Source organism: Nonomuraea sp. NPDC050783, from assembly GCF_040802095.1.
In the GTDB taxonomy this organism is placed as follows: Bacteria; Actinomycetota; Actinomycetes; order Streptosporangiales; family Streptosporangiaceae; genus Nonomuraea.
Genome location: NZ_JBFAHK010000004.1, coordinates 461,929 through 475,928, shown reverse-complemented (window position 1 = coordinate 475,928; position 14,000 = coordinate 461,929). Strand labels below are relative to the sequence as shown.

General features: G+C 74.6%; 11 protein-coding genes. 6 read left to right on the top strand and 5 right to left on the bottom strand.

Translation table 11 applies throughout. From position 1 onward, the window contains the following. Positions 1-39: 39 nt before the first annotated feature. Positions 40-762 (bottom strand): hypothetical protein, encoded by a 723-nt coding sequence (locus AB0H75_RS13620; RefSeq protein ID WP_367795478.1) that lies wholly within the window; start codon positions 760-762, stop codon positions 40-42. A gap of 379 nt (positions 763-1,141) precedes the next feature. Between AB0H75_RS13620 and AB0H75_RS13615 the strand changes: the two genes are divergently transcribed. The 6 genes from AB0H75_RS13615 (at position 1,142) to AB0H75_RS13590 (ending at position 9,394) form a co-directional block, all read left to right on the top strand. Beyond that, positions 1,142-2,527 (top strand): LCP family protein, encoded by a 1,386-nt coding sequence (locus tag AB0H75_RS13615; protein ID WP_367795475.1) that lies wholly within the window; start codon positions 1,142-1,144, stop codon positions 2,525-2,527. 135 nt (positions 2,528-2,662) lie between these two features. After that, positions 2,663-3,745 (top strand): hypothetical protein, encoded by a 1,083-nt coding sequence (locus AB0H75_RS13610; protein ID WP_367795472.1) that lies wholly within the window; start codon positions 2,663-2,665, stop codon positions 3,743-3,745. Between the two features lie 161 nt (positions 3,746-3,906). Further along, positions 3,907-4,902 (top strand): LacI family DNA-binding transcriptional regulator, encoded by a 996-nt coding sequence (locus AB0H75_RS13605; protein WP_367795469.1) that lies wholly within the window; start codon positions 3,907-3,909, stop codon positions 4,900-4,902. A gap of 107 nt (positions 4,903-5,009) precedes the next feature. Next, positions 5,010-5,783, top strand: a complete 774-nt coding sequence (locus AB0H75_RS13600) for a sugar phosphate isomerase/epimerase family protein (RefSeq protein ID WP_367795466.1) — start codon at positions 5,010-5,012, stop codon at positions 5,781-5,783. A gap of 21 nt (positions 5,784-5,804) precedes the next feature. Beyond that, positions 5,805-6,737 carry an alkaline phosphatase family protein gene (locus tag AB0H75_RS13595; RefSeq protein WP_367795463.1) on the top strand — a complete coding sequence of 311 codons (933 nt, stop codon included), beginning with the start codon at positions 5,805-5,807 and terminating at the stop codon, positions 6,735-6,737. 80 nt (positions 6,738-6,817) lie between these two features. After that, entirely contained in the window at positions 6,818-9,394 is a 2,577-nt protein-coding gene (locus tag AB0H75_RS13590; RefSeq protein ID WP_367795460.1) for a PEP/pyruvate-binding domain-containing protein, read from the top strand. 39 nt (positions 9,395-9,433) lie between these two features. Here AB0H75_RS13590 and AB0H75_RS13585 read toward each other — a convergent pair whose 3' ends face one another. From AB0H75_RS13585 to AB0H75_RS13570, 4 genes are all read right to left on the bottom strand, one after another. Beyond that, a complete protein-coding gene (locus AB0H75_RS13585) occupies positions 9,434-10,300 on the bottom strand; it encodes a sugar phosphate isomerase/epimerase family protein (protein WP_367795457.1) in 867 nt (288 codons plus the stop codon). After that, entirely contained in the window at positions 10,297-11,448 is a 1,152-nt protein-coding gene (locus AB0H75_RS13580) for a dihydrodipicolinate synthase family protein (protein ID WP_367795454.1), read from the bottom strand. The genes AB0H75_RS13585 and AB0H75_RS13580 overlap by 4 nt, the downstream gene beginning before the upstream one ends. Continuing rightward, on the bottom strand, positions 11,445-12,590 hold the full coding sequence (locus tag AB0H75_RS13575; RefSeq protein ID WP_367795451.1) for a Gfo/Idh/MocA family protein: 1,146 nt from the start codon (positions 12,588-12,590) through the stop codon (positions 11,445-11,447). Before AB0H75_RS13575 ends, AB0H75_RS13580 begins: the two co-directional genes overlap by 4 nt. Positions 12,591-12,771: 181 nt before the next feature. Next, positions 12,772-13,986, bottom strand: coding sequence for an HRDC domain-containing protein (locus AB0H75_RS13570; RefSeq protein WP_367795448.1), 1,215 nt, complete (start codon positions 13,984-13,986; stop codon positions 12,772-12,774). Positions 13,987-14,000 lie beyond the last annotated feature (14 nt).

Below are 14,000 nucleotides of genomic sequence, written 5' to 3'. Positions count from 1 at the left end.
GATTAGCTCCTCGTTCTGGAAAGGGGTTCCGTGCCTATGCTACTCGTCAGTAACTACTCCGCAGACGAGGGCGGCCGTCAGGAACGTGTAGATCCAGCCCGTCGCGGGCTCCCAGAGGTGGGCGCGGGCCCCGACCAGGGCGGTGACCGCCAGGGCCGCGCCGGTCCAGAGCGCCGCGCCCGTCCGCGGACGCGCGCCGGGGCCGGGGTCCCATGGATCGCCAGGTGATCCTCCCGGGCGCCGGACGCGCGTCAGCATCCCTGCCACGTCCCGTGCCCACCACAGCAGGAACGACACCCCCGCCACCGGCCCGAGCACCCTGAGCGCCTCGACCGCCCAGCTCAGGGCGCCCGCGGCGGAATCCAGGGCGGCCCGGCGCAGCAGGTGCGGCAGCGCGCAGCCCAGCAGCAGCGCGACCGCCCAGCAGGCGGCGACCCCCAGCCGGCTCAGCGGCCGGGCCCGCCCGGACCGGGCCCTGGCGTACAGCTCGCGCTCCCGGTGGCGTACCCGGCGGGCGCGCACGCCCCAGACGTACTGCGTGACGGCCAGCACGGGCAGCGCGGCGGCGAGGGCCGCCAGGGAGAAGGCGGCCAGCGCCGGCGCCTGCTCCCTCGTGGCGCGCTCGGCGAGCACCTGGGCGGCGGCCGGCAGCGCGATGCCGACCACGAGCGCGACGCCGGCGCTCCGGCGCGCCACCCGCGCCGCGGCCCGCAGCGCGGCCAGTTCCACGGCTCCTGGCGGCGGCATCTCGGTGAGCGGCATGAACGCCATGATGGCGGCATCGCACGTGGTCCCGCCCGTGATTCCCCGGTTCGGACGGAGCTCTCACCGCCCGGCGAGATCCCGGCGAGGTGAGCAAGAAGTGGCGCGCGCGCCAGGCTTCTCCGGGCGCCGGCAGCCGAATTACCAAGTGAGCCTCGGCGCCTTCCGGCCTTCCGGGGGTGCGATGGGGGAGAAGCGGAGTTTTGTCGTCGTGGCTGCTCGTTTGTGACTATGCTGCGCGATCATGGCGCAAGGGGTGGACCGTGTGAGAGCAAGACCTGGCAGTACGGACAGAGGCCCCCGTCCCGCCCCCGGCCCCCGGTCCCCGCACGACGGCGGCCCGCGCCCGCGCCGCAACCGGCTGACGCCCCTGGGCTGGGTGAGCGTCGGCCTGACGGGCGTGCTGGTGGCCGGCACGCTCGGCGGGTACGCGTACTACCGCAGCATCTTCAGCGGCATCGACCAGGAGAAGATCGTCATCGACGCCACCCGGCCGCCGGAGACCGGGGCGCTCAACGTGCTGCTCGTCGGCTCCGACTCGCGCGAGGGCGACAACAAGAAGTACGGCCCCAAGTCGCAGGGCCTGGGCGAGCGCACCGACACCATCATGTTGCTGCACATCTCCCCCAACCGGGACAAGGCCACCATGATCAGCTTCCCGCGCGACTCCGTGGTCCAGATCCCGGAGTGCCGGGCCCGCAACGGCACGGTGATCGCCCCCGGCGTCCGCCAGATCAACGCGGCCTTCAACGACGGCGGCATCAACTGCACCATCAAGACGCTGGAGTCGCTCACCAACATCAAGATCGACCACTTCGTGAAGGTGGACTTCACCGGCTTCAAGGGCATCATCGACGCCCTCGGCGGCATCGAGATCTGCCTGCCCAAGCCGGTCAACGACCCCAAGGCGAAGCTGGTGCTCGGCGCGGGCAAGCACGTGGTCAGCGGCGAGCAGGCCCTCGGGTACGTGCGCACCCGCTACTCCCTCGGCGACGGCAGCGACCTCAGCCGCATCCAGCGCCAGCAGGTGTTCCTCACCAAGGTGCTGGAGAAGGTCACCGACGGCGGGCTGCTCACCAACCCGGTCAAGCTCAACGACTTCCTGCGCTCGGCCGCCGCCGCCGTCACCGTGGACAGCGGGCTGTCGCCCGACCGCATGCTGGAGATCGCCAACAGCGTCAAGGGGCTGACGGCCAAGGAGCTGAAGGGCATCACGGTGCCGGTGGAGGCGTACCCGCAGGACAAGAACCGGGTGCAGTTCAGCCAGCCGGCCGCCGCGAACTTCTTCGAGGCCGTGCGCAACGACGTCGAGGTCACCGCCACCCCCTCGCCCGGCAGGTCGTCCGCGCCGAAGATCGAGCACGGCCAGGTCCGGGTGCAGGTGCTCAACGGCAGCGGCGAGCAGGGCAAGGCCGTGCAGGTCGCCGACGAGCTGGCCGCGCAGGGCTTCCCGGTCGTCGGGGTGGGCAACGCGCCCGCCACCGCGACCACCGCCGTCCGCTACGCCAAGAAGGACGCCCAGGACGGGCCGGCGTACGCCGACGCGGTGGCCGCCCGGCTGTCGAAGGACAAGCGCACGCCGGTGGCGGGCAAGGTCAAGCCGGTGACCACCGACGCCTACCCGTCGAAGGTGGCCGTGCCGGCCAAGGGGCCGATCGTCCAGCTCGTCATCGGCAAGGACTGGCCGGGGGTGCGGGTGTTGTCGGCGATCCCTGACTCGCTCAAGGACAAGGTGGTGGACGTCAACACCAATCCGTGCAAGTGAGGCCGCCGCCCTGCACGTAAGGGGCGAATGTTACGTAGAGTGATTTTAGCGAAACGTGTGGAATTTCCGGACAAGTGGGGTTTGACTCTGCTAAGAAAGGGCGCGGTCACTTTACGTACTTAGAGAGGTTCCACCGTGGCGCGCGACGAGAACGACAGGCCATACGAGGACGGCCAGGCAAGGTCGTTGAACCCGGAGCTGACGGGCGACGTGTTGTCCCCGCGGTGGAGCAACGACGACACCGACGAGCAGCCGGCCGTCCAGGTGTCCGGCAACGAGACCTACATCCTGCCGCCCGAGCCCGGGGGCGACGTGCTCGGCGGCACCCCGCAGGCCGGCCCGTACGACGAACTCGCCCCCTCCGGCGAGGCCCTGGAGGAGGAGAGCCCGTACCTGCCGCTCGACCGGGGCTACGAGGGCGAGCACGACGACCGGCCCGCCCTCGCGGGGAGCGGCCACGACGGCGCCGGCCAGGGCGACGGGCCCGACGACGGCGGTCACGGCGGGGGCGGTGACGACGGTCACGGCGGCGGCCCCGGCGGCCCCGGCGGCTACGACTCCTACGACTCCTACGGCGACGACGACCGGCCCAGGCGCGGCTTCCTCGGCTCCGGCTGGACCGACGACTCCGGCGACGGGCACTCCGGCCGCGCCGAGCGCGAGGTGCGCCGCCGCACCCGGACGCTGGTGCTGGCGGCCGTCGCGGTGGTGCTGGTCGGCGTGGGCGCGGGCTTCCTGCTCACCGGCACCTCCTCCGACGACCCGTGCGCCGGCGGCCGCTGTGCCAGTGCCGGCGAGGTACGGGCGCCGTCGGAGTCCGCGCTGCCCGAGGAGACCCCGCAGGAGGAGGACGAGCAGCCCACCGCCGAGCCCACGGAGCCGGCCACGACCGAGCCGGGCGAGCCCGGGACCGCGCGGTCCACCCCGTCCCCCGAGCGGGCCAGGCCGACCCGCGAGCCGGCCGCCCGGCCCACCCGCACGCGCGAGGAGGAGCCGTCGGCGCGGTCGAGCGCCCGCCCGTCCCGCTCCCAGGAGCCGGAGGCGCGGGAGACCGACGACGACCCGCCCGCGAGCGTGCGCGACTCGCAGACCGAGCGGAAGGAGCAGGCCGAGACCGAGCAGCCCACCGAGGCCCCCTCCGCCACGGAGGCGCCCGATCCCGCGCCGACGCAGGAGGAGCGCAAGGGGCTGCTGGACTTCCTGTTCCCCTGGGCCTGAGCCCCGGGGACCGGGTTTCCCCACGTCCGGGGCCGTTCCGGGCGGGGCGCCCGCGAAACGGGCCACGGGCGTCCTGTCGTCCGGGGCCCGGCCCGTGCGAGGATGCGGATCACCGTGCTGTTCTGGCACACTGGAAACCGCTTTCCGACGGGGGAGGTCTCGTGGTCACGCTTGAGGACGTCGCCAAGCAGGCGGGCGTCTCGCTGGCGACCGCCTCGCGGGTGCTCAACGGCAGCACCCGCCAGGTGGGCGCGACGCTGCGGGCCCGCGTCGAGCAGGCCGCCGTCGAGCTGGGCTACCGGGCCAACATCGCGGCCCAGACGCTGGCCAGGGGCGCCAGCAACGTCATCGGCATCGTCGTGCACGACCTGACCGACCCCTACTTCGCCGCTCTCGCCGACGGGGCGATGCGGGCGGCGGCCACCCAGGGCCTGCTGGTCATGGTGGGCACCACGCATCGCGACCCGGAGCAGGAGATCGCCTACGTCGCCACGCTCAGCGCCCAGCGGGTGCGGGCGGTGCTGCTGGTCGGCTCCCGCGTCGCCGATCCCCGGGTCACCGGGCGGCTGCGCGAGGAGCTGGCCAAGTACTGCGCGGGCGGCGGCCGGGCGGCCTGCGTGGGCCAGGACCTGCTCGCCGTGGACACCGTCGCGCCCGCCAACCGCGAGGGCGCGGCGAAGCTGGCGCGGGCCCTGGCCGGGCTCGGGCACCGGCGCTTCGCGGTGCTGGCCGGGCCGCCCCACCTGGTGACGGCGGCCGACCGGTGCGCGGGCTTCGCCGGCGCGCTGGAGGAGCTGGGGCTGCCCGCGCCGCAGATCGTCCCCGGGCCGTTCGACCGCGACGGCGGCCACGAGGCCGCGCGGCGGGTCGCGCCGGACGTCACGTGCGTGTTCGCGGTCAACGACGTCATGGCGGTCGGCGCGCTGGCGGCCTACCGGGAGGCGGGCGTGCGGGTGCCGGAGGACGTCTCGGTGGCCGGGTTCGACGACATCGTCACGCTGCGTGACCACGTCCCGGCGCTGACGACCGTGCGGCTGCCGCTGAAGGACATGGGGGCGCGGGCGCTGGAGCTGGCCCTCGGCGAGGCGGACGGCCCGGTGGTCGAGCAGGTCGACGGCGAGGTCGTGCTGCGCGAGAGCGTGCGGAGGCTCGGGTGAGCTGCGTGCGGAGGCCCGGATGAGCGGCGTGCGGAGGCCCGGGTGAGTTCTGCGGGGGCCCGGGTGAGTTCTGCGGGGGCGCGGTCCCGGAACGCGCGGAGGTCCGGGTGAGGCTGGCGGTCAGCACCCTGGGGATGCCCGGGGAAGGGCTCGGCCGGGCCGTGCGGCTCGCGGCGGAGCACGGCTGCCAGGGGCTGGAGCTGCGGCTGCATCCCGACACCGGCGTGCACGCCGGGCTGGACGCGGCGGAGCGGCGCTCGGTGTGCTCGCGGGTGGCGGGCGCGGGCCTGGAGATCGCGGCTCTCGCCGGATATGTCGGGATCTGCGCGCCGGGGCCGGACGGGCCGGTCACCGAAGCCCTCCTCGCCGACCTGCGGCTGGCCGCCGACCTGGGCGCGCCCGGCGTCCGGGTGTTCCCGCGCGGCGCGGACCCGGCGCTCGGCGCCCGCCGGCTGCGGGCGGTCTCCGGGGCCGCCGCCGAGCTGGGCGTGCGCGTGCTCGTCGAGACGCACGACGCCATGGCGACCTGCGCGGCCGTGGCCGGGCTGCTCGACGCGGCCGGCCGCCCGGGGTCCACGGGCGCGATCTGGGACCTGCTGCACCCCTGGCGGCACGGCGAAGCGCCGGCCGGCTCGCTGGCCGCGCTCGGCCCGCACCTGGCGTACGTGCAGATCAAGGACGCGGTCTCGGCCCAGGACACCACGCCGGTCCCCCTGGGGGCGGGCTCGGTGCCGCTGGAGGAGGCGGGCGCCCTGCTGCGCGCGGCCGGGTACGCGGGCTGGGTGTCCCTGGAGTGGGAGCGGACCTGGTATCCGCAGGTCGCGCCGGTCGAGGAGATCCTGCCGGGCGCGGCGGACTGGGTGCGCCGATTCGCCGGGTAGATCGCCCGCTTAGATAGCGGTATGTCCGCATCTAAGAACACCTTTCGCTCCAAGGTCCTCGTGGTCGGCATGGACGGCCTCCGGTTCGACCTGCTGGCCGCCTCGGGCGTGCCCGTCCTGACCGGGTTGATGTCCGCCGGCGCGTACGGCACCAGCAGGCTTCCCTACGGCGAGGCCGGCGCGCCCCGTACCGAGTCGATCGGCGAGGTCGTGCCCAAGAGCCCCGAGCCGGGCGGCGGCGGCCGGGCGATCCGCTCCCGCACCGACTCCGGGCCCGGGTGGTCGTCCATCGCGACCGGGGTGTGGCCCGACAAGCACGGGGTCGTGGACAACGCCTTCGGCGACCCCCAGTTCCAGAAATTTCCGGATTTCCTGACCCGGGCCAAGCACGCCCGCCCCGACCTCGCGACCGCGGCCTTCTTCTCCTGGACGGCCCTCGCCGAGCACGGCGCCCTCGGCCCGGCCATCGACCACCGCTTCGTCGTGGACGGCTACGCCCTGGGCTGGAGCCGGGCCGACGAGCAGGTGGCCGCGGCCGCCGAGCGCCACCTCGCCGAGCGGGACCCGGACGCCGTCTTCGTCTACCTCGGCGACACCGACGAGGTGGCCCACGCCCTCGGCCCGCACTGCCCGGAGTACGCCGCCGCCCTCCGGACCCAGGACGCCCACCTGGGCCGCCTGCTGGACACCGTCCGCGCCCGCCCGGACTACCCGCGCGAGCGCTGGACGGTCCTGGTCACCACCGACCACGGCCACGTGGACGAGGGCGGCCACGGCGGCGTCTCGGACGAGGAGCGCACGGTGTTCGTCATCGCCCACCGCCTCGGCGAGGACCTGGGCGGCCGGTCGCTGCCCGGCCCGCGCCTGGTGGACGTGGCGCCGACGGCCCTCGCGGCGCTCGGAGTGCCGGTCGAGTCCGCCTGGGAGCTGGACGGCGCGCCCCTGGAGCCGTGATCGATTTTCATCGGGTGTTGAATTTCTGCCCGGCAGGGGTGACACTGGTGTCGACGAGCCGAACGGCAGGGGTGCATTCGATGAACACGGCACTGGACTTCTCCGAGATCGACGGCGGCATGCTCGCCGAGGTCGGCGGCAAGGGAGCCAACCTCGGCGAGCTCACCCGGGCCGGGCTGCCCGTCCCGCCCGGCTGGGTGCTGACCACCGACGCCTACCGGCAGGCCGCGACCGGCCTCGACCTGACCGGCGACGGGCTGGCCGAGCGTGCCCGGCGGCACCTGCTGGGCGCGCCCGTGCCCGACGCCGTCCACGAGACGATCGTCAAGCGCTACGCCGCGCTCGGCCCCGACGTGCCGGTGGCGGTGCGCTCCTCGGCCACCGCCGAGGACCTGCCCTTCGCCAGCTTCGCCGGGCAGCAGGAGACCTACCTCAACGTCGTGGGGGCCGACGCCGTGGTCGAGGCCGTGCGCCGCTGCTGGGCCTCGCTGTGGACCGACCGCGCCGTGGCCTACCGCGAGTCCAACGGCATCGACCACGCCGCCGTCCGCCTCGCCGTGGTCGTCCAGGTCATGGTGGACGCGCGGGTGGCGGGCGTGATGTTCACCGCCGACCCGGTCACCGGGCGGCGGCACGAGGCCGTCATCGACGCCAGCCCCGGGCTCGGCGAGGCCGTCGTGTCCGGCGCGGTCAACCCCGACCGCTTCGTCGTGCACGGCGGCAGGATCCTGGAGCGCCGCGCCGGCGACAAGCGGCTGGCCATCCGCCCCCTGCCCGGCGGCGGCACCGAACGTCTCGACACCGCGCACGAGGGGCTCTGCCTCACCGACGCCGAGGTGCTGCGGCTGGCCGAGCTGGGCCGCCGCGTCGAGGACCACTACGGCGCGCCCCAGGACACCGAATGGGCGATCGACGGCGACGGCGGGCTCTGGCTCACCCAGGCCCGGCCGATCACCACGCTCTACCCGCTGCCCGAGCCGACCAGGCCCGGCCTGCGGGTCTTCTTCTCGGTCAACGTCATCCAGGGCGTCATGGGGCCGCTCACCCCGATGGGCCTGTCGGCGTTCCGGCTGCTCGGCGCGGGAGGGGCCGGCCTGGCCGGGCTCGCCCCCGCCGACCCCCTGGACGGCGCGCCCTTCATGGCGGTCTCCGGGCAACGGGTGTGGCTCGACCTGACCACCGCCGTACGCAGCCGCCCTGGCCGGGCCGTCCTGCCGCGCGCGCTCGCGCTCGGCGAGGCCCGCGGCGTGGCCCTCGTCCAGCGGCTCTTCGACGACCCCAGGCTGGCGCCTGTGCCCGCCTCCCGCCTGGCGTTCCTGCGCAGGCTGGCCCGCTTCGCCCGGCGCGTCCACCTGCCCTCCCGCGCGCTGCTGGCGCTGGCCGGCCCGCGGCGGGCCCTGGCCTACAGCCGGCGCATCGGCGAGGTGCTCGACCAGCGGCTGCGGGTGGCCGCCTCCGCGACGCCCGCGCAGCGGCTGGACCACGCCGAGCGCATGCTGGCCGGCACGTTCCCGGCGATCATCACGGTGATGCCGATCGTGGTCACCGGCTACGGCCTGTTCGCGCTGGCCGCCAGGCTCTCCGGACTGTCGCTGGCCGAGATGCAGGACGTGCTGCGCAGCGTCCCGCACAACCCCACCACCGAGATGGACCTGGAGCTGTGGGACCTGGCCACCCGGGTCGAGCCGGAGCCGTTCAGGGAGCTGACGGTCGCCGAGCTGACCCGCCGCTACGAGGCCGGCGAGCTGCCGCCCGTCGCGCAGCGCGGGATCGCCGCGTTCCTCGACACCTACGGCCACCGCGGCGTCGCCGAGATCGACCTCGGCCTGCCCCGCTGGTCGGAGGAGCCCGCCCACATCCTCGGCGCGCTGGCCAACTACCTGCGCATGGACGCCGGCTCCGGGCTCGCCCCCGCCGCGCTGTTCGCCAAGGGCGAGGCGCAGGCCCGCGCCGCGGCCGACCGGGTGGTCGCCGCGGCCCGGCGCCGGGGCCGGTGGCGGGCCGCCGTGGTGCGCTTCGGGCTCCGGCGCACCAGGACGTACGCGGGGCTGCGCGAGCTGCCCAAGTTCTACCTGGTCAAGACGCTCGCCGGGGTGCGGCGCAGCCTGCTCGCCGTCGGGGAGCACCTGGCCGGGCTGGGCGTCCTCGACGCGCCCGGCGACGTGTTCTTCCTCGACTTCCGCGAGGCCAGGGCCGCGCTGGACGGCGGCGACCTGCGCGCGCTGGTGGCCGGGCGGCGGGCGGCCTACGAGCAGGAGTCGCGCCGCCGGCACGTGCCCAGGATGTTGTTGTCCGACGGCACCGAGCCGGAGGCGCTGGCCGCCCCGGGCGCGCTCGACGGCGCCGGGCTCGCGGGCATCGGGGCCTCGGCCGGCACGGTCACCGGCCGGGCCCGCGTCGTGCTCGACCCGGTCGGCGCCCACCTGGAGCCGGGCGAGATCCTGGTCTGCCCCTCGACCGACCCCGGCTGGACGCCGCTGTTCCTGACGGCGGGCGGGCTGGTCATGGAGATGGGCGGCGCGATGTCGCACGGCGCGGTGGTGGCCCGCGAGTACGGCATCCCGGCCGTCGTCGGCGTCCCCGACGCCACCCACCGGATCACCACCGGCCAGGAGGTCACGATCGACGGCGCGGCCGGCACGGTGACGCCGCTGTGAGGGGGCCTCACCCGGCCGGGGCGGCCCCCGGCCGGGCGGTCAGGGGAGCACCACGTCCGCGTAGCGGGCCTTCATGGTGGCCAGCACCTCGTCCGGGTCGGCGGCCCAGACCTCGGCGTTGAAGATCTCCACCTCGATGTCGCCGGTGTAGCCGGCGTCCAGGACCGCGCGGGTGATCGGCCCGAAGCCGATCACGCCGTCGCCCATCATGCCCCGCCCGAGCAGCACGTCCGCCGGCAGCGGATGCAGGTAGTCGCACACCTGGTAGCTCGCGATGCGGTTGCCCGCCCGCGCCACGTCCGCGAGCAGGCGCGGGTCCCACCACACGTGGAAGGTGTCCACCACCACGCCGACCCGCTCCTCCGGGTACGGCAGGCACAACTCCAGCGCCTGGCCCAGCGTGGACAGCACCGCGCGGTCGGGGCAGTAGATCGGGTGCAGCGGCTCCAGGGCCAGCCTGACCCCGCGCTCCCCGGCGTACGGCGCCAGCTCGGCCAGCGCCTCGGCCACCCGCTCCCGCGCGCCCGCCAGGTCACGGGTGAAGCCGGAGCCGGGCAGCTCCTCGCCCGGCTTCACGCCGGGCAGGCCGCCCACGACCAGCACCAGGCAGGCCGCCTCCAGCTCGGCCGCCTCGTCGATGGCCCGCCGGTTCTCCTCCAGCGCCCGCGCGAAGGCCGTGCGGCCCTCCTCGCCCGGCAGCCCACCCGCGGTGAGGAAACCGCCGCGGCACAACGACGAGACGCGCAGCCCCGCCGCCCGCACGAGCTTGACGCTCTCCGCGAGCCCGGTCTCGGCGACCTTCTCGCGCCACAGCCCGATCGCCTCCAGGCCGTGCCGCGCGCACCCGTCCACGGCCTCCGCCACGGACCAGCGCCGCGTCGTCCACTGGTTGAGTGACAGGCTCACAGGCCGTTCACCGCCAGCAGCGCCCTCATGCGGCGCACCGCGAGCTCCTGGTCGGCCAGCAGCCCGGCCTGGTCGGCCAGGCGGAACACCTCCGACAGGTGGACCAGCGAGCGGGCCGACTGGGCGCCGTTGACCATGGCGAAGGCGTTCTGGTGGCCGTTCAGCCAGGCCAGGAAGACGATGCCGGTCTTGTAGTTGTACGTCGGGGTCTCGAAGATCTTGCGCGACAGCGGGACCGTCGGGGCGAGGATCTCCTCGTAGCGGGCCGCCGCGCTCTCGTCGCCGGCCTCGGCGGCGTCCAGCTCCCGCAGCGCGGCCGCGGCCGCCGGGGCGATGGCGTCGAAGATGCCCAGCAGCGCGTGCGAGCCCGACCTGATCAGCGACGGGTAGTTGAAGTCGTCGCCGGTGTAGAGCCGGACGCCCTCGGGCAGCGCGGCACGCAGCCGCACCTCGTGCTCCTCGTCCAGCAGCGACACCTTCACGCCGTCCACCATCGGGGCGTGGGCGTGGACCAGCTCCAGGAACGACTCCGTGGCCGCGGCCACGTCGCGCGAGCCCCAGTAGCCGGCCAGGTGGGGGTCGAACATCTCGCCCAGCCAGTGCAGGATCACCGGGCGCTCGGCCAGGCCGAACAGCTTGCCGTACACCTGGTGGTAGTCCTTCGGGCCGGTGGCGGCCCTGGCGAGCTGGCGGGAGGCCATGACGATCACGCCGGCGCCGGCGGCCTGCACGGTCTCGATCTGCTCGGCGTAGGCGGCGGTGATCGCGTCCAGGTCGGCGGCGCCGGGCGCGTGGTCGGTGCCGGCGCCGCAGGCGACCAGCGTGGCCGGGTCGCCGTACGAGCGGGCCTCGGCGGCGCTGCGCCTGATCAGCTCCCTGGTCGCCGCCCAGTCCAGACCCATGTTGCGCTGGGCGGTGTCCATGGCGTCGGCCACGCGCAGGCCGTGCGACCACAGGTGGCGGCGGAAGCGCAGCGTGGCGTCCCAGTCCACCGCGGCGGGGGAGCCGGGCGTGTTGTCGCCGAGCGGGTCGGCCACCACGTGCGCGGCGGCGTACACGACGCGGCTGCCGGCCGGCGTGCCGACGACCGGCCAGGACACCGGCTCCCGCAGCGGGTAGGAGCCGAAGCCGGGAAGGTCGATCCTCACAGCTGCGGCACCTCGATCCTGCGGCCCTCGGCCGACGAGCGCAGCCCCAGCTCGGCGAGCTGCACGCCGCGCGCGCCCGAGGCGAAGTCGTTGGGGAAGGGCGCGTCCTCCAGCACGTGCCGGACGAACGCCTCCCACTGGATCTTGAACCCGTTGTCGAACTCCGTGTTGTCCGGCACCTCCTGCCAGCCGTCGCGGAAGCGCGCGGTGACCGGCAGGTCGGGGTTCCAGACCGGCTTCGGCGTGGCCGAGCGGTGCTGGACGCGGCAGTTGCGCAGGCCCGCGACGGCGCTGCCGTGCGTGCCGTCCACCTGGAACTCGACCAGCTCGTCGCGGTTGACCCGGACGGTCCAGGACGAGTTGATCTGCGCGACCACGCCGCCCTCCAGCTCGAAGATCCCGTACGCGGCGTCGTCGGCGGTCGCCTGGTAGGCGTTGCCCTGCTCGTCCACGCGGGAGGGGATGTGCGTCACGGCGCGGGCGTAGACCGACTCGACCCGGCCGAACAGGTTCTCCAGCACGTAGTGCCAGTGCGGGAACATGTCGAGCACGATGCCGCCGCCGTCCTCGCTGCGGTAGTTCCACGACGGGCGCTGGGCCTCCTGCCAGTCGCCCTCGAACACCCAGTAGCCGAACTCGCCGCGCACCGACAGGACGCGGCCGAAGAAGCCGCCGTCGATCAGCCGCTTCAGCTTGAGCAGGCCGGGGAGGAACAGCTTGTCCTGCACCACGCCGTTCTTGACGCCCTTGGCCGTGGCGGCCTCGGCCAGCGCGACGGCCTCCTGGGTGGACTCGGCCGTGGGCTTCTCGGCGTAGACGTGCTTGCCGGCCTCGATGGCCTTCAGCACGGCCTTCACGCGGGCGCTGGTGACCTGGGCGTCGAAGTAGATCAGGTTGCCGTCGTCGGCGAGGGCGGCGTCGAGGTCCGTGGTGAAGTCGGCAATTCCATGCTTGGTAGCTATATCTGCCAGTTTGTCAGCATTTCTGCCTACAAGGACGGGCGCCAGCTTCACCCGGCCGCCGTCCGAGAGCGTCACACCGCCCTGCTCGTTGATGGCCAGGACGGAACGGACCAGGTGCTGGCGATAGCCCATCCGTCCGGTGACGCCGTTCATCACGACGCCGATGGTGCGCACGCTCATGAGAATCCCTTCAGGACAAAGGCGGGGGAAAGCGCTTTCCCGAACGGTACGGCGGGCCGCCCGAAGGCGTCAAGTGCCGCGACCTCCCGACCGCCCGCTGGTAACGGGTTTACCCCCGCCCGCCCGTCCGCTCACCCGGCCGGACGGCCGGGACGTCCTGGGGGCGGGGGCCGAGGCCGCCTCAGCCCTTCAGCCGGGACAGGGCCTTGGCGATGGGCCGGGCGGCGAGGGCGAGCTGCCACTCCCGGGCGCCCAGCTCCCGCAGCCGGGCGGTGACCGTCTCGTCGCTGATCTCCTCCGGCGGCTCCCAGGTGAGCCGGCGCACCGCCTCCGGTTGCAGCAGGTTCTCGGTCGGCATGTGGTGCTTGTCGGCCAGCGCGGCCACGACGGCACGCGCCGCCGCCAGGCGCCTGGCGGCGGCCGGGTCGCGGTCGGCCCAGCGGTTGGGCGGCGGCGGCCCGTCGCCCGGCGTGCTGGGCGCGGGGAGCTGGCTGTCGGGCAGCGTGCGGGCGCGGTTGACGGCCGCCAGCCAGTCGCTCATGTGGCGGCGCGCGCTGCGCCCGGTGAAGGCGGAGATCTCGGTCAGCGCCTTCTTGGTGCGCGGCCCCTCCAGCGCCGCCGTGACGATCGCCGCGTCCGGCAGCACCCGCCCCGGCGCGAGGTCGGCCTCGCGGGCGATGCGGTCGCGCATGAGCCACAGCTCGCGGACGATCGCGAGGGCCCGCACGTTGCGTACCTTGTGGATGCCCGACGTCCGCCGCCACGGGTCGGACCGGGGCGCGGGCGGCGGGCTGTTGAGCACGGCGGCGAACTCCTCGCGCGCCCACTCCAGCTTCCCGCTGTCGGCGAGCTGCCGGTGGAGCACGTCGCGCAGCTCGACCAGCACCTCCACGTCGAGCGCGGCGTACCGCAGCCAGTCCTCGGGCAGCGGCCTGGTCGACCAGTCGGCGGCCGAGTGGCCCTTCTCCAGCCGCAGCCCGAGCACGGTCTCCACCATCGTGCCGAGCCCCACCCGCTCGTAGCCGAGCAGCCGCCCCGCCAGCTCGGTGTCGAACATCTCGCGCGGCCGGAACCCCACCTCCAGCAGGCAGGGGAGATCCTGCGAGGCGGCGTGCAGCACGACCTCCGCGTCGGCCACGGCGGCGTCGAGCGCGGACAGGTCGGGGCACCCGATCGGGTCGATCAGCGCGGTGCCGGCCCCCGCGCGGCGTAGCTGCACCAGGTAGGCGCGGTTGCCGTAGCGGTAGCCCGAGGCGCGCTCGGCGTCCACGGCGACGGGGCCGCCGCCCGCGGCGAAGCGCTCCACCACCCTGGCCAGGCCGTCCGCGTCGGCGATCACCGGCGGGATGCCCTCACGAGGTTCGAGCAGCGGCTCGACGGTTCGTTCTTCTGTCATGAGCTCACCGACCT

Excerpts from the sequence above, each read along its gene's own strand:
- AB0H75_RS13620 (WP_367795478.1), bottom strand. The coding sequence starts at position 762 with ATGCCGCTCACCGAGATGCCGCCGCCAGGAGCCGTGGAACTGGCCGCG.
- AB0H75_RS13595 (WP_367795463.1), top strand. The coding sequence starts at position 5,805 with ATGTCCGCATCTAAGAACACCTTTCGCTCCAAGGTCCTCGTGGTCGGC.
- AB0H75_RS13590 (WP_367795460.1), top strand. The coding sequence starts at position 6,818 with ATGAACACGGCACTGGACTTCTCCGAGATCGACGGCGGCATGCTCGCC.
- AB0H75_RS13575 (WP_367795451.1), bottom strand. The coding sequence starts at position 12,590 with ATGAGCGTGCGCACCATCGGCGTCGTGATGAACGGCGTCACCGGACGG.
- AB0H75_RS13570 (WP_367795448.1), bottom strand. The coding sequence starts at position 13,986 with ATGACAGAAGAACGAACCGTCGAGCCGCTGCTCGAACCTCGTGAGGGC.